The sequence below is a fragment of the Streptomyces sp. NPDC058653 genome, from assembly GCF_042716895.1.
Lineage (GTDB): Bacteria > Actinomycetota > Actinomycetes > Streptomycetales > Streptomycetaceae > Streptomyces.
Genome location: NZ_JBHXRM010000012.1, coordinates 122,506 through 142,487, shown reverse-complemented (window position 1 = coordinate 142,487; position 19,982 = coordinate 122,506). Strand labels below are relative to the sequence as shown.

Sequence of the window (19,982 nt, the reverse complement as noted above, 5' to 3'; positions counted from 1 at the left end):
ACGCTTTCGCCGACGTCCCCACCGGCCTGTCAGGAGCAGCATGCACGGCCCCGGAATAGCGCAGCCTCCGCCGAGCGCCACACCCTCGCCCGGGATGCTCGCCCTCATGCGAGTGATCTTCGTGGCGTTGCCGCTGCTGACCTGTGGCTTCCTCGCCTGGGCGACGACGCTGCGGGTGGCGGTCGTGACCCGGACGGTCCTCAACTGGTGGCTGTTCGTGGGGAACGTGGCCCTCAACATCCTGTGGGTCGTCTATCTCGCGCAGGACAACACCGACGACTTCAGCAGCCCCGAGGGCAACATCGGCATGATCGGGATGCTGTCGACCGGTACCGCCGCCATCGCCTACTACCTGTACGCGGACTTCAGGCACTACAAGGTCGGCCCGGCGCCGTACGCGGGCTACTACCCGCCGCACACGGCGCCGCCGTACCAGCCGCCGCCCGCGGGCCCCGGTTACGGATACGGCGGTCCCACCCGCCCGATGACCGGCCCCCAGCAGCCCCGGCACCAGCCGTACCCCGGGCCCGGCCCCGCGACGCCCGCCCCCGCCCCGGGGGGCCCCAACCCGTCGACGCCGCCGCCCCGGATCGACCAGGTCCGCGCCGAACTGGACGAGCTGAGCGACCTGCTGCGCCGGGACAGCGGCGAGGGCGACAGACGGTGAACGCCCGCGTCGTCGCGGACCGTTACGAGATGGCCTCGCTCATCGGCCAGGGCGGCATGGGCCAGGTCTGGACGGCGTACGACCAGCGCCTCGGCCGCCGCGTCGCCGTCAAACTGCTGCGCCCCGACAAGATGGCCGCCGACAGCGCCGCCGAGGACATGCGCCGCCGGTTCGTCCGCGAGTGCCGGGTCACCGCCCAGGTCGACCACCCCGGTCTGGTCACCGTGCACGACGCGGGCAGCGACGGCGACGAGCTCTATCTCGTCATGCAGTACGTCGAAGGCACCGACCTCGCCGCCCACTTCACCGCGCACGCGCCCTACCCCTGGCAGTGGGCCGCGTCCGTCGCCGCCCAGCTGTGCGCCGCGCTGGCCGCCGTGCACGCGGTGCCGATCGTGCACCGCGACCTCAAGCCGCGGAACGTGATGGTCAAGCCCGACGGCACGGTCCTCGTGCTCGACCTCGGCGTGGCCTCCGTCATCGACACCGACACCACCCGACTCACCCACACCGGCTCCGTCATCGGCAGCCCCGCCTACATGGCCCCCGAGCAGGTGATGGGCGGCGCCGTCGGCCCGTACACCGACCTCTACGCGCTCGGTGTGGTCCTGCACGAACTCCTCAGCGGCACCGTGCCGTTCCCCGGCACGACCGCCCTCGGCGTCCTGCACCGGCATCTGTACGAGCCGCCCGTACCGGTCCGCCGGATCCGCCCGGACGTCCCCGAGGCACTGGAGGCGCTGGTCCTGCGGCTGCTCGCCAAGGACCCGCAGCACCGCCCCGACGGCGCGCAGGAGGTGTACGAGGCGCTCGCCCCGCTGCTTCCCACGCGCGGTGTGGTCGGCGCGCCGGGTGTCACGGGCACCGGCGCGTCCCTCGGCCCGGCCCGCCCCTTCCTGCGCCCGCTCGCGCCCTGGCCCGACCGCGCGACCGCCCCTCCGCCGGCGCCCGTACCGCCGCGACCGGAGCATGTCCCGGGCCGGCGCCCCGACGTGGCCGCCGCCGTCGACGAGGCCAAGCGCCTCCTCGGCGAGGGCAGCATCACCCAGGCCGTGGACATCCTCGGCGGCATCCTGCCCGCCGCCGCGGCCGAGCACGGCGAACGCTCACCGGTCGTCCGCATCCTGCGCAAGCAGTACGCGACGACCCTGATGGACGACGGCCAGTACCGCCGCGCCCTGCCCGAACTGCGCCGTCTCGCCGACGACCGCGCGGCCGAGGCGGGCCCCGGCGACCCGCAGACGCTCCAGTACGGCTACGACATCGCGCTCTGCCTCGAACAGCTCGGCGAGGCGCACGCGGCGCTGGACAAGTACCGCTCCCTGCTGTCCTTCTACGAAGGTGCCCTGCGCCCGGGCGACGACCGGTCACGCGTCTTCGACATCAGACACCGCATCGGGAATCTGCTGCTGGCGCTGGGCGACCACTCGGGCGCGCAGCAGCAGTTGCGGCATCTGCTCTACGACGCGGAGCGGGTGTACGGCTTCCACCACCCGCTCCCCGTCGAGCTACGGCGCGGGCTCGACCGCAGGCAGCGGTTCGGGAGCGGCACCCGGGGCGGATAGCCCCGTCCCGGTCCCCGAGTCCGGTCCCTCCCGGCGCCGCCTCCGTACCGAGAGCACACCGACGGCGACCAGCACGAGCAGCGACAGGCCTCCCAGGGCGGCGCCCGAGCGCAGCCCCGGCGGCCGGAACGAGCACTCGACCGACGTGGTCGTGCCGTCCGGGTCCAGCGGGACGGCGACCAGGCCGAGCGACGAGCCGGCGGGCTCGCCGGCACAGCTCCAGCCGGCGATCCGGGGCGCGGCGAGGACGGCCGTTCCCCTGCTGCCGGGCGGCAGTTGGGCCCGTACACCGTGGTCCGTGACCCGCACGGAGACCGCGCCGGTCCGCTTCATCCGCTCCACGGCGGCGTCGAGGCGTCCCCGGTCCAGACAGGCCAGCGTCCGCGTGCCCGGCACCTCGCGGTCGAACGTGACGCGCTCGCCCGCCCGTTCGGCGGTCCCGAGCGAGGTCACGGCCGCGCGCCAGCGGGGCTTGTCGCCGCGCAGCGCGACGGGCGCGCCGTCGCCCAGCCGGGCGGTGCCGAAGTAGTCGGGCGCCCAGAGGAAGACCTCACGGCCGGCCGGGCAGGACCCGGCGACGGGGTCGGAGTAGACGCGCGAGCCGAGCAGCATCTCCTGGTTGCGGAAGGGGGAGGGTCCGTAGCGCGGCGGTGTGCTCTCGGGCGGCCGTACGGTCACCAGTGGCGGCACGTCCGCCCGGCTGAGCGTCGGCGGCCCGTCGCCCGCCTGCCCGCCGTTGGCGGGGTCCGCCTCCGTACGGAAGCGCGCGCCGACCGCGAACACCGCGTCCACGACCGGGCTGTCCAGGCTCTGCACCGCCCGCCCGTTCGACGTCCAGCCGGCGCCGAGCGCGCCGAGCGTCCGGGTCAGCACGTCGGGTGTGTGACTGCTGTAGTAGGAGGAGCCCTGCCCGCCCAGCAGCATCGGGTCGTTCGCGGTGATCTGTGTGCGTCCCGGGTCGGTGCGGTAGCGCGGCCAGCCGTCCACGTCCGCGATCGCGTCGGCGCGCCTGTCGTGTGCCTCGTCCCACGCCGGGTAGTGGTCGAGCCGCTCCAGCCTGGCGCGGTCGGCGTACGCGGTGGTCGCCGCCGCCTGCCCCGCGAGCCCGCCCACCAGCAGGAGCGCGGCGAGGACCGCGTACCGGCGCCGGGGCAGCCGTACCACCAGCAGCGCGGCCACGGCCGCCGCCACTCCGCAGACGAAGAGCGCGAGGGCCCGGCGGCCGGTCAGCGCGTCGGTGGCCGCGAGGGCGCCGACCGCGACCAGCACGCCGGTGCCGGCGAGCAGCGGGCGACGGCCCGGCCAGCCGTACGCCAGACACTTCCAGGCCGCGATCACCAGCAGCCCGGAGAGGACGAAGGTCTGCCGGAACGGGCTGCCGTTGGGCGTCGCGAAGGCGTGCCACAGCAGATGCGTCGGCCCCCACTGCAAGGACAGCGCGACACCGCCGGCGAGCCCGGCCCACGCCACCCGTTCGCGCCGGGGAACGGCGCGGTTGAACGGCAGCACGACGGCGAGCAGCAGGGCGCCGCCGCCGAGGAAGACGGCGGGGGTGAAGAAGTCGTACGTCGCGGGGAGCGTCCGCGCGAACACCTCGCTCCAGCCCGCCGGTTCGAACTCCGTCGTCCAGCCGGGATACGCGTGCCCCGTCCCCCTCACCACCGGCAGCAGCACGGGCGCGGCGAGCCCGATGCCGAGCAGGACGGTGGCCGTGCCGCGCAGCATGACGCCCAGCCGCTCGCGCACCGTCCCGTCGGCGAGCAGGAGTTGGACGCAGAGCACGAGGGCGGCGCCGAGGGTCGCCATGTACGCGGTGTAGAAGTTGGCGATCCAGGCGAGGGCGACGACGAGCGGGCCGAGCACCGGCCGGCGGCCCTCCCGCACCCACTCGCCGACCAGGCAGAGCAGGGGGAAGGCGATGAGCCCGTCGAGCCACATCGGGTTGTAGGAGGCCTCGATGACGGACCAGCCGCAGAGCGCGTACGTGGCACCGAGCACCCCGGCGACCCACCAGGGCGTGGGGTCGCGGTGTTTCCTGGCCGTCGAGAGCAGCAGCCAGGCCATGGCCGCGCCCGCCGCCGCCATCTTCAGCAGGGTGATGACGTAGACGGCGAGATCGATCCGGTCCCGTGGGAAGAGCCCCACCAGCAGGGCGAACGGACTGGTCAGATACGTCCCCAGGTCCGGCAGGAAGGCCGTGCCGTACCCGGACTGCCAGTTGAGCAGCAGCCCGCCGTCCCCGCGCCCGTGCAGCAGGTCCCACAGCTTGGCGTGGAACGGGACGAACTGGTTGCCCAGGTCGTTGACGCTCCGCGTGCCGGAGCCGAAGGGGAAGCTCCGGGCCGCCGCGTCACCGGCGGAGACGGTGGCCAGGGTGATCAGCGCGGCGAACGCGGCTGCCCGGCCACGTACGGATTCCAGGATCGGCATAGTGATCGAATATGTCAGCGTGGATCCCGACATAAGGGGCGTTAGCGCTTCAGTTCACTCGATGGCCGCTTGTAATTCACCAGGGGAATCCATCTGTGACATTCCTGTGGGCTGTCGTTCTATGGTGCTGATCTCAATAGTGGTCCCGTGCTTCAACGAAGAGGAGATCGTCGACCGCTTTCACGACCGTGTGACCGATGAACTCGCCCTGCTCGAAGCAGAACTCGGGCATGAATTCGAGTTGGTCTACGTGGACGACGGAAGCCGGGACGGGACCCTGGAGCGATTGGACAGGCTCGCCGCGGCCGACGCCCGCGCCCGTTACGTCTCCTTCAGCCGTAACTTCGGCAAGGAGGCGGCGATGCTGGCCGGTCTCCAGTACGCGAAGGGCGACGCCGTCGTCATCATGGACGCGGACCTCCAGCACCCGCCGGAGCTGGTCCGGCGCATGCTCGCCCTCCACGAGGAGGGGTACGAGCAGGTCATCGCCCGCCGTACGCGCAAGGGCGACCGGGTCACCCGCACCCTCGCCGCCCGCGCCTACTACCGGCTGATCAACCGGCTCATCGACGTCGAACTCGTCGACGGCGTCGGGGACTTCCGGCTCCTCTCCCGCCGCGCGGTCGACGCGGTCCTCGGCCTCGCCGAGTACAACCGCTTCTCCAAGGGGATCTTCGCCTGGGTCGGCTTCCGCTCGACCACCTTCGAGTACGAGAACGCGGTCCGTGAGCAGGGCCGTTCCAAGTGGAGCTTCGGGAAGCTGCTCAACTACGGGCTCGACGGCATGCTCTCCTTCAACAACAAGCCCCTGCGCGCCGCGCTCTACCTCGGGCTGGCGCTCCTCTCGCTCGCCTCCCTGTACGCGGCGTGGATCGTCGTCGACGCCATGGTCAACGGGGTCGACGCCCCCGGCTATGTCACACTCCTGGTGGCTGTCACCGCCCTGTCGGGCGTACAGATGGTGATGGTGGGAGTCGTCGGCGAGTACGTCGGCCGCATCTACTACGAGGTGAAGCGGCGCCCCCACTATCTGGTGGCGGCGACCGACGTGGACCGGCCGCGCCGGGCACGTGCGACGACGGACCAGGAGCAGGAGCTCGTAGGCACATGAGGGTCCGGGGCCAGCTGATCAGATTCGCGCTCGTCGGGGTCGTCAACACCGGTTCGTACTACGCCTGCTATCTGGTGCTGCTGAACTGGCTCCCCTATGTCGCGGCGCACGTCATCGCGTTCGTGCTCAGCATGATCGGCTCCTTCTTCCTCAACTCCCACTTCACCTACCGGACCCGGCCGACCTGGCGGAAGTTCCTGCTGTTCCCGCTCACCAACGCGGCGAACTTCACCATCACCACCTGCGGCGTCTATCTCCTCGTCGACGTCATGGAATTCAGCAGCACCTACGCACCCCTGGTCGCCGCGGCCGCCGCGATCCCGATCACCTTCGTGGTCTCCCGCACGATCATGCTGCGCCCCGACGCGGCGGACCGGCCGGCGCCGGAGCCGGCGTCGACCGGTCCCCGGCCGGGATAGGGCGGGGCGGGCGATCTCGTATCCCTCCCGGTGAGGGCGAAGTTTTCGTAAAAGGACCGGGTGACTGGATCGGATCCGCCGCCACTGCCTAACATCGATCAACGCACGGTCGTTGTCACGATCCAGGAGGCACCCTTTGCACCGCCGCCGTCGCACAGCGCTCACTCTCACAGCCGCGCTCCTCGCAGCGGCCCCGCTCCTCACCGCCTGCGGCAACGACGCCCACCCCGGCGCCGCGGCCGTCGTCGGCGGGGAACGCATCGAGGTGTCCGCGCTCCAGGCCCAGGTCCGTGACGTACGCGACGCGCAGCAGGCGTCCCCGCAAGCGGCCGAACTCATCAAGAACACCGGCCAGCTCGGCCAGGTCAAGCTCAACAGCATGATCTTCGACCGCATCCTGCAGAAGGCCGCGGACGAGGCCGGTGTGAAGGCCACCCGCAAGGACATCCAGTCCACCCGGCAGGCCGCGGCCCAGCAGTCCGGCGGCGAGGACCAGCTCGCGGCGATGCTGCTCCAGCAGGGCGCCCTCACCCCGGACCAGATCGACAGCGCGATCCGCCGCGAGGTGCTGATGTCGAAGCTGGCGCAGTCGCTGGGCGCGAACACCACCACGCCCGAGGGCCAGCAGCAGGTCCTGGCCGTGCTCGTCAAGACGTCCGAGGAGCTCGGCATCGACGTCAACCCGCGGTACGGAGCGTGGGACGTCAAGCAGGTCAGGCTCGGCGAGGCCAGGACCCCCTGGCTGACCCAGGTCACGAAGGAGGCCCCGCCGGAGCAGGCTCCGACGGGCGCGTGACATCGGCCGTGTGACGGCGGGCCCGTGACACCGGGCGCGTGCCGCCCGGCCGGGGAGCGGGGGTAGGTTTCCTCGGGTGACCGAAGAACCCGCCGTCGCCCCCGGCCGTATCGTCCTGCTGACCGTCAGCCACCGGGTCGCGCCCGGCGTGCTGTCCTGGCCCGCCTGGCAGACGCTGCGCGAGGCCGACCAGGTCCTGTGCGCGGACCCCGCGCACCCGCAGCTGCCGTATCTGCGCGAGGCCGGAGTCACCGTCGCGCTCGCCGCGCCCACCGCCCAGGAACTGGTCGACGCCTGCGCCGGCGGCCGTACGGTCGTGGTCCTGCCCTCCGGCGAGGGCGACCAGGCCCTCACCGACGGACTCTCCCGCCTCGCGGGCTCGGGCCGCGTCCGGATGCCGGACCTGGAGCTGCTCCCCGGGTCGTACGACCTGCCGGGCGCCCGTCTCCTCGACCTCGTCCAGGTCATGGACCGCATCCGCGCCGAATGCCCCTGGTCCTCCACCCGTACGCACGAGGGCCTCGCCAAGTACGCCATCGAGGAGAGTTACGAACTGGTCGAGGCGATCGAGAGCGGGGACCGCGACGAACTGCGCGAGGAGCTGGGCGACGTCCTGCTCCAGGTGGTCTTCCACGCCCGTATCGCGGAGGAGGGCGGGGACGGCGAGGACGACGAGCCGTTCTCGATCGACGACGTGGCTGCCACGATCGTCGAGAAGCTGATCCACCGCCACCCGCACGTCTTCGGCGACGAGAAGGCCGAGACCCCGGAGGACGTGAAGGCCCACTGGCTCCGTACGAAGGCGGCGGAGAAACAGCGCGACTCGATCACGGACGGCGTCCCGCTGGGCCAGCCGGCCCTCGCCCTGGCCGCCAAGCTGGCCTCGCGCGTCGACGCCGCGCCCCTGGACGTCCCGCTCCCCGAGGGCGAGGGCATCGGCTACGAGCTCCTGGCTCTGGCCGCGAAGGCGGAACAGGCGGGCGTCGACCCCGAGGCCTCCCTCCGCGCGGCGGCCCGCGTCTACCGTGACGCGATCCTGGCGGCGGAGGGGCACGCCGGGGACTAGTCCGTGCGGGCGGGGCGGGCCGTGCGGGACAGCCGGAACGCCGAGACGAGGAAGAAGATCCCGCCGAGCAGGGCGTAGCCGGCGAGGGTGTTCAGCGTGGGGTCGTCCTGTGCGGCGCCCCGGACGAAACTCGCGCCGGCCAGTACCGAGATACCGCCGCTGGCGATCATGGCCCACTGGCCGCCCATCGGCCGTCGCGCGACGCCCACCAGGAGCTGGACCAGTCCCGAGACGACGGCCCACGCGCCCCAGACACGCAGTACGTCGGCGACGCCCGACGTACTGGCGACGGCGATACCGACGGCGGCGAGCGAGCTGACGGCGATGTTGGCGTACAGGCCCTTGACCGGCCCGTCCGCACGCGCCGACCTGGCATCGACCACGGCCGCGACCACGTCGAACGCCGGATAGAGGACCAGCAGCAGCTTGGCCCCGAGGGTGAGCTCCGAGCCGGACACCAGCAGGAGCCCCGCCCACACGGCGGCGAAGACGAAGCGGGTGACGTACAGCCGGCGCAGCGCGGGCGCGGCGCCGACGGACGCCATGGAGGCGGTGGATGCCATGGGGTTCTCCAGTGGGTATGAAGTAGAGAGAACGTTCTCCCTTGGCGGGAGTCTGGCACAGCCGCTCACCGAAAAACAAGAGAGAGCGTTCTACCCCTAGAATGGGCGGCATGGCAGAGACGGACATCGGCACAGGCACCGGCAGGAGAGTCTCGGCGGCCCGCGAGCGGCTCCTGAGCACCGCCGGGCAGCTCTTCTACGCGGAGGGCATCCACACCGTGGGCGTCGACCGTCTGGTCGCCGAGGCCAAGGTCACCAACGCGACCTTCTACCGCCACTTCCGGAGCAAGGACGACCTGGCCGTCGCCCACATCGAAGGCGTCGACCGGGCGATCCGCGCCCAGATCGCCTCCCTGACCGCCGCCCGCCCCCCGGCCGACGCGATCCTGCGGGGCATCGGCGCCTCCCTGGTCGACCAGATCCGCTCACCCGGCTACCGCGGCTGCGCGTTCCTCAACGCGGCGGCCGAATTCCCCGACCCCACCCACCCGGTGCACCGCGCCGTGGTGGCGCACCGCGACTGGTTCCTGCGCACGATCACCGCCCTGTTCGCCGAGATCACGGTCGCCCAGTCCGACCACGCGGGCCGGCACTTCGTCATGCTCCGCGACGGCGCGATGAGCGCGGGCTACCTCGGCGACCCGGCCCTGGCCGGGGAGACGCTGCTACGCGGCATCGACGGCCTCCTCCGCATCCACGCGACCCGCGATGACCCCGACCCGCCCGCCCCCACCCCCACCCATCCGCGGCCGCCACGCCCCGACATCGACTGCTCACCGCCGGCCCTGTGACCACCTGCGGCCTGTGACCGGATCGCCGCACCACACGTACTGCCGGTGGGGCTCCACGGTCATGCCGTAGTCGTACAGCGCGGGGCTGCCGTCACCGAGCCATCGGTCCCAGATGGCGTCCAGCTCATCGGCCAGCCGGCGCGGCCCGCCCTGGTACGCGACGGTGCGGCCGCCATCCACGGCGGACAGAGCCGCCCAGGAACCGCCGTCGTGCAGCCAGGCGTTGAGGCCGTCGTCGTCCTCGGCCGTGGTGATGTGTACGTCGGGCAGGGCCACCCGCAGCGCGAAACGCAGGTGGATGTCGTCGCGCAGCGGCTCCAGCTCACGCCCGACCGGACGTGACTCCCCGACGGGCCCGCCGGCCGCCGCCCGTACCTGCTGGAAGGAGACCCGCCCCCGACCGGCGCCCCGCGCGGGCATGAACTGTGCGAGCCCCTGCATCCAACCGGTCGCCGAACGCCCGTCCCCGGCGACGGTGAGCGCGACGTACCCCAGCCGCCCCCACGGGGTGACGATTCGCCCACCCGGCCGGGTCCGGGTCACCCACGACCACGGGACCTCGTCGACGGCGAAGGTGGCGATGACCCGGTCGTACGGTACGGCGACGGGTGGCCCGTCACGGCCATCGGCAACCTCGACCCGTACGTCGAACCCGCCGTCCCGGAGCCGTTCCCGAGCGCGGGCCGCCAACCCGGCGTCCACCTCCACGCTGGTGACCCGCCCGGCCCCGGCCCGCCACGCCAGCAGCGCGGCGTTACGGCCGGTGCCCGTCCCCAACTCCAGTACGCGGTGCCCCGGTTCGAGAAGCAGCGAATCGAGCATGTCGACCACCACGCCCTCGCACGAGAGGCTGGAGGACGGCAGCCCGTCCGTGACCTGTGTGACGGCTGCCGCGTTGGGGTCCCCGTACACCTCGGCGGCCCACCGATCGGGATCGGCGGCGCGGTCGACGGGAACGTAGGCATCACCGTCCCAGCGCCACACACGCTCGGGCACGAACCGATCACGGGCCACGGCATGGACCGCCTCCCGCACCCACGGAGACCGCGCGGGCCAGTCGCCACGCCGCTCCATGGCGTCCGCCAGACGGCTACGCCACTCATCGAATGAGCTCACGAGGTCCCCTACTTCTTGTGCTTGCCGTCGGGCTCGGGTTCCTTCGGCACCTGCCCGTCCGCGTTCCCGGGCGGCGGCGTTCCCTGCCCGTTGTCGGGCGGCGGCTTCTCGTGCTTGGCCATGGTGTTCCTCCTTGTCGTCGTCTCCCGTGACTTGGCAACGGTGGCATCGGCTCGGAACACATCTCGACCAACTTGCAGCAGCTTGCACGCCAATCCTTCCTCCGGGACTCCGAAGGGGCACGTGCTCCGCTTAACTACGAAGGGCAAGCGGAGTGCAACAAGAAGCAACCGTCCGGAGGTTGACCATGTCAGTCGAATTCATCGGCATCGATCCCCACACCGATCGTGACCACTGCCCGACGGTCAGGGTGGATGCCGAGGCGCAGGAGATCCTCTTCCAGGGTTGGAAGCCCGGTTCCGCCACGACAACAGCTGAGTGCGAGGCGACAAGCCCGGCGAACGGTCCCATCCCGGCGAGCGAAGCACTCGTCAGGATTCCGGCACGTATGGTGCCCCTGATCAGGGAGGCGTGCGATGCCGTCGAACGTGCCGAGCTTCGGTGAGCTGCTGGGTCAATGCCGCACGTCGGCCGTGCACTTGGAGCTGCGCGACTCGTACGCGCCCACGGAACGGTTCCACGCGTGGCGGCGCGGCGATCGCGTCGACTGGGCGGACCGGCAGTCGTGGTGGCACCCGTACGACCAGCTGATCGCCGACACCGTGGCCCGAGGCGTCACGATCCGCCGGGCCCGGATCGTCTCCGAACCGGTGAGCGAGTACATCCGGTGGGAGCACTACGTGACACACGCCAACGTCACGGCCGGCGAACAAGTGCGCTGGCTGCCACGCAGGTCGGCCGGCCCAATCGCCCTCCCGGCGAACGACTTCTGGGCGTTCGACGGCACCCTGCTCCGGGTGCACCACTTCTCGGGGGACGGCGCCGTGGTCGAGGACGAGATCACCGAGGACCCTGCGACGTTGGCCCTCTGTGTCGCGGCTTTCGACACCGTGTGGGAGCGTGCTGTCCCGCACGAGGACTACAAGATCTGACCGAACGGCCCGCCCCGCCATGTATCCGCATCCATCGGCCGATGTGCAGCAAGCCCGGGACACGGTCGCGGCCCGACTGCGCGAGCTGCGGCTCGACGCCGGGATCTCCGGGCGTGAACTGGCCGTCAGGTGTGGATGGTCGGAGTCCAAATCGTCGCGCATCGAGAACGCGCGGACTCTTCCCTCGGACTCCGACCTCCGCGCGTGGTGCGCCGCCTGCCACGCCGACGACGAGTCGGCCGACCTGATCGCGGCGAATCGGCAGTCGGCCGAGGCGTATGTGCGGTGGAGACGTCTTCAGCGGACCGGTCTGCGCCGGCTACAGGAATCCGGCGCGACGCTGTACGAACGCACCTCGCGCTTCCGTGTGTACTGCTCCGACGTGATACCGGGATTTCTCCAGACCCCCGAGTACGCGACCGCGCTGCTCGCCTCGATCGCCGCTTTTCGGGGCACGCCCGACGATGTGAAAGAAGCCGTCGCGGCACGTATGAGGCGCAACCGTGTGGTGCGCGACGGCAAGCACCGGTTCTCGATCCTGCTGGAGGAAGCGGTTCTCCGCCACCGCATCGGCGAGCCCGGCACCATGGCCGCACAGCTCGACCACCTCGTTGACACCACGATGTCCGCCCATATCGCGCTGGGAGTGATTCCGTTCTCCGCCGAACGCACCGTCTGGCCGCTGCCGACATTCACCATCTTCGACGCGGAGCGGGTACACGCTGACTCGCTGGACGCGGCGGTGACGCTGGTGCAGCCGAGCCAAGTCGAGTTGTACTCAAGGGCGTTCGACGGGCTTGCCCGCGATGCCGTACGGGGCGACGACGCCCGCCGGTTGATCGCCGCCGCCGGGGAGTCCTGACCGCCGTCGCCTCGTACGGCGGGACCGCCCGGGGTGTCATCAACCGGGTCGTCGACGATCTCGCCGGCGGTGCCGTCGGGTGAGTCGGACGGTGCCGTTACTGTCGGGCGCATGCACGGCCTTCACCCCGACGCGTCCTCCGGTCCCGAGCTCTTCACCTGGGAGTTCGCCACCGATCCCTACCCCGCGTACGCCTGGCTGCGTGAGCACGCGCCGGTGCGGCGGACCACGTTGCCCAGTGGGGTCGACGCGTGGCTCGTGACGCGGTACGCGGACGCCCGGCGCGCGCTCGCCGATCCCCGGCTGTCGAAGAATCCGGTGCACCATGCCGAGCAGCCGCACGCCAAGGGGAAGACGGGGATCCCGGGGGAGCGGGGATCGGAGTTGATGACGCATCTGCTGAACATCGATCCGCCCGACCACACGCGGCTGCGCCGACTGGTGTCGCAGGCGTTCACCCCCCGGCGGGTGGCCGAATTCGCTCCCCGGGTGCAGGAGTTGACGGACGGGCTCATCGACGCCTTCGCGGCGAAGGGGGAGGCCGACCTCATCCACGACTTCGCCTTCCCGCTCCCCATCTACGCGATCTGCGATCTGCTCGGCGTCCCGCGCGAGGACCAGGACGACTTCCGCGACTGGGCCGGGATGATGATCCGGCACGGTGGCGGGCCGAGGGGCGGGGTCGCGCGTTCCGTCAAGAAGATGCGGCGATATCTCGCCGAACTCATCCACCGCAAGAGGGACGAGCCCGGGGACGATCTGATCTCCGGGCTCATCCGGGCGAGCGACGACGGCGAGCACCTCACCGAGAACGAGGCCGCCGCGATGGCGTTCATCCTGCTCTTCGCGGGGTTCGAGACGACCGTGAATCTGGTCGGGAACGGCGTCTACGCGTTGCTCCGTAATCCCGGTCAGCGCGAGCGGCTCCAGCGTTCGCTCGCCGCGGGCGAGACGGAGCTGCTCACCACCGGGATCGAGGAACTGCTGCGCTACGACGGGCCGGTGGAGCTCGCCACCTGGCGTTACGCCACCGAGCCCGTCCAACTCGGCGGGCAGAGCGTCGCCTTGGGCGACCCCGTCCTGGTCGTACTCGCCGCCGCCGACCGGGACCCCGAGCGGTTCGCCGACCCCGACCGTCTCGACCTGTCCCGGAGTGAGAACAAACACCTCGGCTACGGCCACGGCATCCACTACTGCCTCGGCGCGCCACTCGCCCGGCTGGAGGGACAGACCGCGCTGGCCACCCTGCTGACCCGTCTGCCCGACTTGCGACTTGCGGTCGATCCATCCGATTTGAGGTGGCGTGGCGGGCTCATCATGCGGGGACTGCGCACGCTCCCGGTGCAGTTCACAGCGGTGCGTGACTGAAGGATTGTCAACACTGTGACTTTCACGTGATCTCCGCTGCATCGACTTGTGACAGGCGTTCGAGTGCGGCTACGTTCACGACCGTCCCGGCAGTCACGCGTCGGGATTGACGTTTCAGCAGTCTCACGGAAGGCAACCGCATGCGCTCCGGGAACGGCCGGCACCGTCGGCCCCGTCAGGCCCCCGCCCTTGTCGTCGCGGCAGGGGTGACAGGCTCGGCGATCGCCATCCCGCTGCTCGGCGCGACCGGCGCCAGTGCGGCCGACGCCTCCACCTGGGACCGCGTCGCCGAGTGCGAGAGCGGTGGCATGTGGAGCGCCGACCTCGGCAACGGCTACTACGGCGGCCTCCAGATCTCCGCGGAGACCTGGGTCGACTTCGGCGGTACGGCGTACGCCCCGACGGCCGACCAGGCCAGCCGCAGCCAGCAGATAGCCGTGGCCGAGAAGATCCTCGAAGCGCAGGGCCCGAGCGCGTGGCCGACCTGCGCGCTGGTCACTGGGCTCACGGCCGACGCGGACGTGGTCGCCGACACGGATTCGGCTCCGGACAGCGAGGCGAGCGAGGCCGCCGAGGAGCCCGAGGCGTCCGCCGAGCCCGAGCCGTCCGAAGAGGCCGTGCTGCCTCCCGCTCCCGACTCCACGCCGTCGTCGGGGCAGTTCGGCCGCGACTCCGCGTCCGGCTCCGAGGAGCCCGGCACGGAGGCGAGCACGGAGACCGGCACCGGCGCCGACACCTCCACCGGGAAGGGCAAGCACCGCGGCGAGGCCGCTCCCGAGCCGGGCGAGTCGGCCGCCGCCGACGAGGGATCGACCGGGGCGGGCAAGACCGGCAACGCGGACGAAGAGCGCGAAAGCGGCCGTCATGCCTCACGGGGTGACGCCTCGGTACGTAACGGCGACGCGGACGGCGACGGCGAGGCCGCCGCCGACGGCTCGTACACCGTCCGCTCCGGCGACAGCCTGTGGACCATCGCCGACCAGCTGGGCATGGACGGCGGCTGGTCCGCGCTCTACCAGGCGAACCGCGAGGTCGTGGGCTCCGACGCCGATCTCATCCTGCCCGGACAGAAGCTCGATCTGGCCCCGAATCAGGGGTAGTCAAGCGGGCTATGTCCGCATCTGTGCAAGTGAGACAAGCGTCTCTTCGCCCCAACTGATGCGATCTGCCCGGCAACTCACCCGCTCTCCGTTCCGACCTGCGTAAACAGGGGTTTCCTCGGGGCGGGATGGGTGAATCATCCCGGATGTTCCTTCTTTGAACATCCGGGATGTCTGTGTTTACGGTCTGAACCGCTCGCACCGCGGGCACCGTCGACCGTCACGCCGAATCCTGCCGTCGGTCGGGGGGAGTACTCGTCGCGTCACGCGCCGAAGGCAGGAGCGGGGGACCCAGGTAAGTGCCGGTCATCACGGCCGGCTCGGGGTGCAGCCGTGCGCAGGGGGACGTGAAGACGTTCCCGGGCCGCACGGCCGGGCAACTCACTTGGCCCGAACCCGACAGCTCACCTCGCAGGCGTCGGTGAGGAGATCTCGCATGCTGTTTTCCACATCCGGCAAGGGCAAGCACCGCCGTCCGTCCAAGGCCGTCCGCTACGCCACGCTCGCCGGCATCACCGGTGCCGCCGTCGCGGCCCCGCTGCTCGGCGCCACCTCCGCCTCCGCGGCCACCACCGCCGAGTGGGACGCCGTCGCCCAGTGCGAGTCCGGCGGCAACTGGTCCATCAACACCGGCAACGGCTACACCGGCGGGCTCCAGTTCTCCGCCTCCACCTGGGCCGCGTACGGCGGCACCGCCTTCGCGTCCAGCGCCGACCAGGCCTCGAAGTCCCAGCAGATACAGATCGCCGAGAAGGTCCTCGCGGGCCAGGGCAAGGGTGCCTGGCCGACCTGTGGCGTGGGCCTGTCCAACGCCTCGAACGACGCCGGCTCGAACGACGCCAGCTCCAACGACGCCGCTTCGAACGACTCCGGCTCGGCCGACTCCGCCCAGCAGTCCGCCCCCGAGCAGGCCCCGCAGGCCGCCCCGAAGGAGCGCTCCGCGCCGCGTGCCGCGCAGGAGCAGCCCGCCTCGCGTGGTGAGACGCGCGGTCCGGTCAAGAAGGGCGACGGCGAGTACAAGGTCGAGCCCGGTGACACCCTCTCCAAGATCGCCGAGACCGAGAAGGTCGAAGGTGGCTGGAAGAAGCTCTTCAAGCTGAACAAGGACATCGTCGAGGACGCCGACGAGATCTTCCCGGGTCAGCAGCTCCACCTGAGCTGACCCTTTCCCCCCGAACCCCGGCACGGCGCGCCTCACTCCCCCCGGACGCGCCGGGCCGGGGTTCGGACGGTCCCCGCACCCACCGCCCCCACCAGCCCCACCGCCCCCCACCAACCCCTGGACATTCGCGGCCGAACGGGCATCGCGGACTCTTTTCGTCCCAGCGGGCGGGCATCTGCCGACCGCCGACCGGGAGCCGGTTAGGCTCATGCCGCAAGGCCAATGAGACCCTGCACTCCACGCGTCACATCCCAGAAGGAGATGCTCGTGCCGTCCATCGACGTCGTCGTAGCCCGGGAAATCCTTGACTCCCGAGGCAACCCAACGGTCGAGGTCGAGGTCGGCCTCGACGACGGCAGCACCGGCCGTGCTGCTGTCCCCTCCGGTGCGTCAACCGGTGCGTTCGAGGCCCTTGAGCTCCGCGACGGTGACCAGAACCGCTACCAGGGCAAGGGCGTCGAGAAGGCCGTCCTCGCCGTCATCGAGCAGATCGGCCCGGAGCTCGTCGGCTACGACGCCACCGAGCAGCGCCTGATCGACCAGGCGATGTTCGACCTGGACGCCACGCCCGACAAGTCCTCGCTCGGCGCCAACGCGATCCTCGGTGTCTCCCTGGCCGTGGCGCACGCCGCCTCCGAGGCTTCCGACCTCCCGCTCTTCCGCTACCTCGGCGGCCCGAACGCGCACCTGCTGCCCGTTCCGATGATGAACATCCTCAACGGCGGGTCGCACGCCGACTCGAACGTGGACATCCAGGAGTTCATGATCGCGCCGATCGGCGCCGAGTCCTTCTCCGAGGCGCTGCGCTGGGGCGCCGAGGTCTACCACACGCTGAAGAAGGTCCTGAAGGAGAAGGGGCTCTCCACCGGCCTCGGCGACGAGGGCGGCTTCGCGCCGAACCTGGAGTCCAACCGCGCCGCGCTCGACCTGATCCTCGTGGCCATCAAGGAAGCCGGCTACGCCCCGGGCAAGGACATCGCGCTCGCGCTCGACGTCGCGGCCTCGGAGTTCTACAAGGACGGCTCCTACGAGTTCGAGGGCAAGTCCCGCTCGGCCGCGGAGATGACCGAGTACTACGAGGAGCTCGTCGCCTCGTACCCGCTGGTCTCCATCGAGGACCCGCTCTTCGAGGACGACTGGGCCGGCTGGAAGGTCCTCAACGACAAGCTGGGCTCCAAGGTCCAGATCGTCGGCGACGACCTCTTCGTCACCAACCCCGAGCGCCTGGCCCGCGGCATCGAGGAGGGCTCGGCCAACGCCCTGCTCGTCAAGGTCAACCAGATCGGTTCGCTGACCGAGACCCTGGACGCCGTCGAGCTCGCGCAGCGCAGCGGCTTCAAGTGCATGATGTCGCACCGCTCCGGTGAGACCGAGGACGTCACGATCGCCGACCTCGCCGTCGCCACCAACTGCGGCCAGATCAAGACCGGCGCCCCGGCCCGCTCCGAGCGCGTCGCCAAGTACAACCAGCTGCTGCGTATCGAGGAGATCCTCGACGACGCGGCGGTGTACGCGGGCCGCAGCGCGTTCCCCCGCTTCAAGGACTGACCCGGCCACCGGCCATCGGCCCGCCCGTCCTACGGCCGTCCCCGGCCACGGTCCCGTACCGTGTCCGGGGACGTACGCGCGTACAGAGGCAGTGACGCAGTACAGAGGTACGAGGTCCGCCGGGCCTCTGAGGGAGGCGGGACCATGGCCGCGAACCGGGACCGGTTCTCCACCGCGACCAGGATCAGGATCCTGGGCGAGCAGACCGCCGCCCGCGTCTACCGCTCGCAGACCCGCAGACAGGCCCGCCGCTCCCGGCTCACCGGACGCGCCGCGTTCCTGGTGCTCGTGGTCTGCTCGCTGATCGTGGCGCTCGCCTATCCGATGCGGCAGTACGTGTCCCAGCGCGGGGACATCGCGGAGCAGGAGCAGCTGACGCGTGAGGCGGCGAAGCGGGTCGAGGAGCTGCGGGACGAGAGGGCCCGCCTCCAGGACGACGCGTACATCCAGCGTCTGGCGCGTGAGCATCTGCACTACGTGATGCCGGGGGAGACCGGCTACATCATGGCCGACCCCCGGGCGGCCGAGGAGCACCGTACCGACCAGGGCGCCGCGGACCGGCCCTGGTACTCCAATCTCCTGGACGGCGTCGACAACGCCGACCGGACGGACAGATAGACCTCAAGGAAAACGACGCAGGTATGCACACGCCCCCTCCGCAGACCGCACGCACCGAACCGACCGAGGCGGACGTCGACGCGTTCAGGCAGCAGCTCGGCCGGCCCCCGCGCGGTCTGCGCGCCATCGCGCACCGCTGTCCCTGTGGGCAGCCCGATGTGGTGGAGACCGCACCGCGGCTGCCGGACGGCACCCCGTTCCCGACGCTCTACTACCTGACCTGCCCGCGCGCGGCCTCGGCCATCGGCACGCTGGAGGCGAACGGTGTCATGAAGGAGATGACCGAACGCCTCGCGACCGACCCGGAGTTGGCCGCCGCGTACCGCGAGGCCCATGAGGACTACCTCGCGCGGCGCGACGCCGTCGAGGTGCTGGCGGGCTTCCCGAGCGCCGGGGGGATGCCGGACCGGGTGAAGTGTCTGCATGTACTGGTCGGCCACTCGCTCGCGGCGGGACCGGGAGTGAACCCGCTGGGCGACGAGGCACTGGCGATGCTGCCCGAGTGGTGGCGCAAGGGGCCCTGTGTGATCCCGTTCACAAAGCCCGGAGAAGCCGCCGGGACGGAAGCCGGGGCCAAGACCGACGAGCACGCCGGGGGTACGGCATGACCAGGGTCGCGGCGGTCGACTGCGGTACGAACTCCATCCGCCTCCTCGTCGCCGACGCCGACCCCGCCACCGGCGAACTCGTCGATCTCGACCGGCGCATGACGATCGTGCGGCTCGGCCAGGACGTCGACCGGACGGGCAGGCTCGCCCCCGAGGCGCTGGAGCGCACCTTCGCGGCCTGCCGTGAGTACGCGCGGATCATCGAGGGGCACGGCGTGGACCGCGTCCGCTTCGTCGCCACCTCGGCGTCCCGCGACGCCGAGAACCGCGACGACTTCGTCCGCGGCGTCCTCGGCATCCTCGGCGTCGAACCCGAGGTGATCACCGGCGACCAGGAGGCGGAGTACTCCTTCACCGGCGCCACCAAGGAGCTGACCGGCCGCACCGATCTGGCCGAGCCCTACCTGGTCGTGGACATCGGCGGCGGCTCCACCGAGTTCGTCGTCGGGACCGACCGGGTCACCGCCGCGCGGTCCGTCGACATCGGCTGCGTACGGATGACGGAGCGGCACCGGCCGGGCAGCCCGGCGGCCCCCGGCGAGATCACCGCCATACGCGGGGACATTGACGCGGCGCTCGGCACGGTCGGGAAGAGCGTCCCGCTGGGCGACGCCCGTACGCTCGTCGGCCTCGCCGGGTCCGTGACCACGGTCGCGGCGATCGCGCTCGGCCTGCCCGCGTACGACTCGGCGGCGATCCACCACTCCCGGATCCCGTTCGAGCGGGTGCGGGAGATCACCGGCATGCTGCTGTCGGCCACGCACGAGGAGCGCGCGGCGATTCCCGTGATGCATCCCGGCCGGGTCGACGTGATCGCGGCGGGCGCGCTGATCCTCCTCACGATCATGGAGAGGACCGGCGCCGACGAGGTCGTCGTGAGCGAACACGACATCCTCGACGGCATCGCCTGGTCGATCGCCTGAGCGGGCGGCGGGGGTGACCGAGGCCGTTCACGGGTGTCCTCCCGGGTGCGCTCCCGCGTCTTTACGGCGGTCTTACGGGGTCTCTGCACCCCGTCCCGGACGGACCCCGGAACGAAGTTCGTGAAGTTCTTCACAAGGAAAACCGCCGTGCTGGACGCACATCACTCCCCATGGAGGCCCGGGCCCGTTCCGACCCCTTCCAACGGTCGGTCAACGG

At 71.2% G+C, this 19,982-nt stretch carries 20 protein-coding genes and 1 riboswitch; of the genes, 17 read left to right on the top strand and 3 right to left on the bottom strand.

From position 1 onward, the window contains the following. The first annotated feature begins 106 nt into the window (after nucleotides 1–106). Both ACFWU9_RS13540 and ACFWU9_RS13535 read left to right on the top strand, forming a co-directional pair. Nucleotides 107–667: a hypothetical protein gene (locus tag ACFWU9_RS13540; RefSeq protein ID WP_384317577.1), complete on the top strand. Its 561-nt coding sequence runs from the start codon at nucleotides 107–109 to the stop codon at nucleotides 665–667. After that, on the top strand, nucleotides 664–2,232 hold the full coding sequence (locus tag ACFWU9_RS13535) for a protein kinase (protein WP_384317574.1): 1,569 nt from the start codon (nucleotides 664–666) through the stop codon (nucleotides 2,230–2,232). The genes ACFWU9_RS13540 and ACFWU9_RS13535 overlap by 4 nt, the downstream gene beginning before the upstream one ends. Here ACFWU9_RS13535 and ACFWU9_RS13530 read toward each other — a convergent pair. Next, on the bottom strand, nucleotides 2,176–4,662 hold the full coding sequence (locus tag ACFWU9_RS13530; protein ID WP_384317571.1) for a YfhO family protein: 2,487 nt from the start codon (nucleotides 4,660–4,662) through the stop codon (nucleotides 2,176–2,178). The two genes, ACFWU9_RS13535 and ACFWU9_RS13530, sit on opposite strands and share 57 nt — an antisense overlap. A gap of 124 nt (nucleotides 4,663–4,786) precedes the next feature. Here ACFWU9_RS13530 and ACFWU9_RS13525 point away from each other — a divergent pair, with 124 nt between their 5' ends. The 4 genes from ACFWU9_RS13525 to ACFWU9_RS13510 all read left to right on the top strand — a co-directional run bounded on the left by ACFWU9_RS13525 (nucleotide 4,787) and on the right by ACFWU9_RS13510 (nucleotide 8,054). Then, complete coding sequence (locus tag ACFWU9_RS13525; RefSeq protein WP_384317693.1) at nucleotides 4,787–5,773, top strand: glycosyltransferase family 2 protein; 987 nt, start codon at nucleotides 4,787–4,789, stop codon at nucleotides 5,771–5,773. Continuing rightward, nucleotides 5,770–6,192 carry a GtrA family protein gene (locus ACFWU9_RS13520; protein WP_384317568.1) on the top strand — a complete coding sequence of 141 codons (423 nt, stop codon included), beginning with the start codon at nucleotides 5,770–5,772 and terminating at the stop codon, nucleotides 6,190–6,192. Before ACFWU9_RS13525 ends, ACFWU9_RS13520 begins: the two co-directional genes overlap by 4 nt. Before the next feature lie 136 nt (nucleotides 6,193–6,328). After that, a complete protein-coding gene (locus ACFWU9_RS13515; RefSeq protein WP_384317566.1) occupies nucleotides 6,329–6,988 on the top strand; it encodes a SurA N-terminal domain-containing protein in 660 nt (219 codons plus the stop codon). A gap of 76 nt (nucleotides 6,989–7,064) precedes the next feature. Beyond that, the gene (locus ACFWU9_RS13510) at nucleotides 7,065–8,054 is read left to right on the top strand and encodes a nucleoside triphosphate pyrophosphohydrolase (RefSeq protein WP_384317563.1); all 990 of its coding nucleotides are present in this window, start codon (nucleotides 7,065–7,067) and stop codon (nucleotides 8,052–8,054) included. On the opposite strand, the gene ACFWU9_RS13505 is transcribed toward ACFWU9_RS13510, so the two are convergent. Next, the gene (locus tag ACFWU9_RS13505; protein WP_384317560.1) at nucleotides 8,051–8,617 is read right to left on the bottom strand and encodes a hypothetical protein; all 567 of its coding nucleotides are present in this window, start codon (nucleotides 8,615–8,617) and stop codon (nucleotides 8,051–8,053) included. The genes ACFWU9_RS13510 and ACFWU9_RS13505 overlap by 4 nt on opposite strands. Nucleotides 8,618–8,718: 101 nt before the next feature. On the opposite strand from ACFWU9_RS13505, the gene ACFWU9_RS13500 reads away from it, so the two are divergent. Further along, nucleotides 8,719–9,408 (top strand): TetR/AcrR family transcriptional regulator, encoded by a 690-nt coding sequence (locus ACFWU9_RS13500; protein WP_384317557.1) that lies wholly within the window; start codon nucleotides 8,719–8,721, stop codon nucleotides 9,406–9,408. On the opposite strand, the gene ACFWU9_RS13495 is transcribed toward ACFWU9_RS13500, so the two are convergent. Beyond that, complete coding sequence (locus ACFWU9_RS13495; protein ID WP_384317554.1) at nucleotides 9,391–10,524, bottom strand: methyltransferase domain-containing protein; 1,134 nt, start codon at nucleotides 10,522–10,524, stop codon at nucleotides 9,391–9,393. The two genes, ACFWU9_RS13500 and ACFWU9_RS13495, sit on opposite strands and share 18 nt — an antisense overlap. 307 nt (nucleotides 10,525–10,831) lie before the next feature. Between ACFWU9_RS13495 and ACFWU9_RS13490 the strand changes: the two genes are divergently transcribed. The 10 genes from ACFWU9_RS13490 to ACFWU9_RS13445 all read left to right on the top strand — a co-directional run bounded on the left by ACFWU9_RS13490 (nucleotide 10,832) and on the right by ACFWU9_RS13445 (nucleotide 19,765). Then, a complete protein-coding gene (locus ACFWU9_RS13490; RefSeq protein WP_384317551.1) occupies nucleotides 10,832–11,089 on the top strand; it encodes a hypothetical protein in 258 nt (85 codons plus the stop codon). Continuing rightward, on the top strand, nucleotides 11,061–11,576 hold the full coding sequence (locus ACFWU9_RS13485) for a DUF6879 family protein (RefSeq protein ID WP_384317549.1): 516 nt from the start codon (nucleotides 11,061–11,063) through the stop codon (nucleotides 11,574–11,576). Before ACFWU9_RS13490 ends, ACFWU9_RS13485 begins: the two co-directional genes overlap by 29 nt. 19 nt (nucleotides 11,577–11,595) lie before the next feature. Next, nucleotides 11,596–12,438 (top strand): helix-turn-helix domain-containing protein, encoded by an 843-nt coding sequence (locus ACFWU9_RS13480; RefSeq protein ID WP_384317546.1) that lies wholly within the window; start codon nucleotides 11,596–11,598, stop codon nucleotides 12,436–12,438. A 111-nt stretch (nucleotides 12,439–12,549) separates the two neighbouring features. Next, nucleotides 12,550–13,806 carry a cytochrome P450 gene (locus tag ACFWU9_RS13475; protein WP_384317543.1) on the top strand — a complete coding sequence of 419 codons (1,257 nt, stop codon included), beginning with the start codon at nucleotides 12,550–12,552 and terminating at the stop codon, nucleotides 13,804–13,806. A gap of 140 nt (nucleotides 13,807–13,946) precedes the next feature. Further along, complete coding sequence (locus tag ACFWU9_RS13470) at nucleotides 13,947–14,906, top strand: transglycosylase family protein (protein WP_384317540.1); 960 nt, start codon at nucleotides 13,947–13,949, stop codon at nucleotides 14,904–14,906. A 258-nt stretch (nucleotides 14,907–15,164) separates the two neighbouring features. Next, a riboswitch (cyclic di-AMP (ydaO/yuaA leader) is annotated at nucleotides 15,165–15,339 on the top strand. Between the two features lie 3 nt (nucleotides 15,340–15,342). Beyond that, nucleotides 15,343–16,068, top strand: coding sequence for a transglycosylase family protein (locus ACFWU9_RS13465; RefSeq protein ID WP_384317538.1), 726 nt, complete (start codon nucleotides 15,343–15,345; stop codon nucleotides 16,066–16,068). Between the two features lie 261 nt (nucleotides 16,069–16,329). Then, nucleotides 16,330–17,616, top strand: a complete 1,287-nt coding sequence (gene eno / locus ACFWU9_RS13460; RefSeq protein ID WP_189109532.1) for a phosphopyruvate hydratase — start codon at nucleotides 16,330–16,332, stop codon at nucleotides 17,614–17,616. Between the two features lie 144 nt (nucleotides 17,617–17,760). Then, a complete protein-coding gene (locus tag ACFWU9_RS13455) occupies nucleotides 17,761–18,234 on the top strand; it encodes a septum formation initiator family protein (RefSeq protein WP_384317535.1) in 474 nt (157 codons plus the stop codon). 23 nt (nucleotides 18,235–18,257) lie between these two features. Further along, nucleotides 18,258–18,842 (top strand): DUF501 domain-containing protein, encoded by a 585-nt coding sequence (locus tag ACFWU9_RS13450; protein ID WP_384317533.1) that lies wholly within the window; start codon nucleotides 18,258–18,260, stop codon nucleotides 18,840–18,842. Next, the gene (locus tag ACFWU9_RS13445) at nucleotides 18,839–19,765 is read left to right on the top strand and encodes an exopolyphosphatase (RefSeq protein WP_384317531.1); all 927 of its coding nucleotides are present in this window, start codon (nucleotides 18,839–18,841) and stop codon (nucleotides 19,763–19,765) included. Before ACFWU9_RS13450 ends, ACFWU9_RS13445 begins: the two co-directional genes overlap by 4 nt. Nucleotides 19,766–19,982 lie beyond the last annotated feature (217 nt).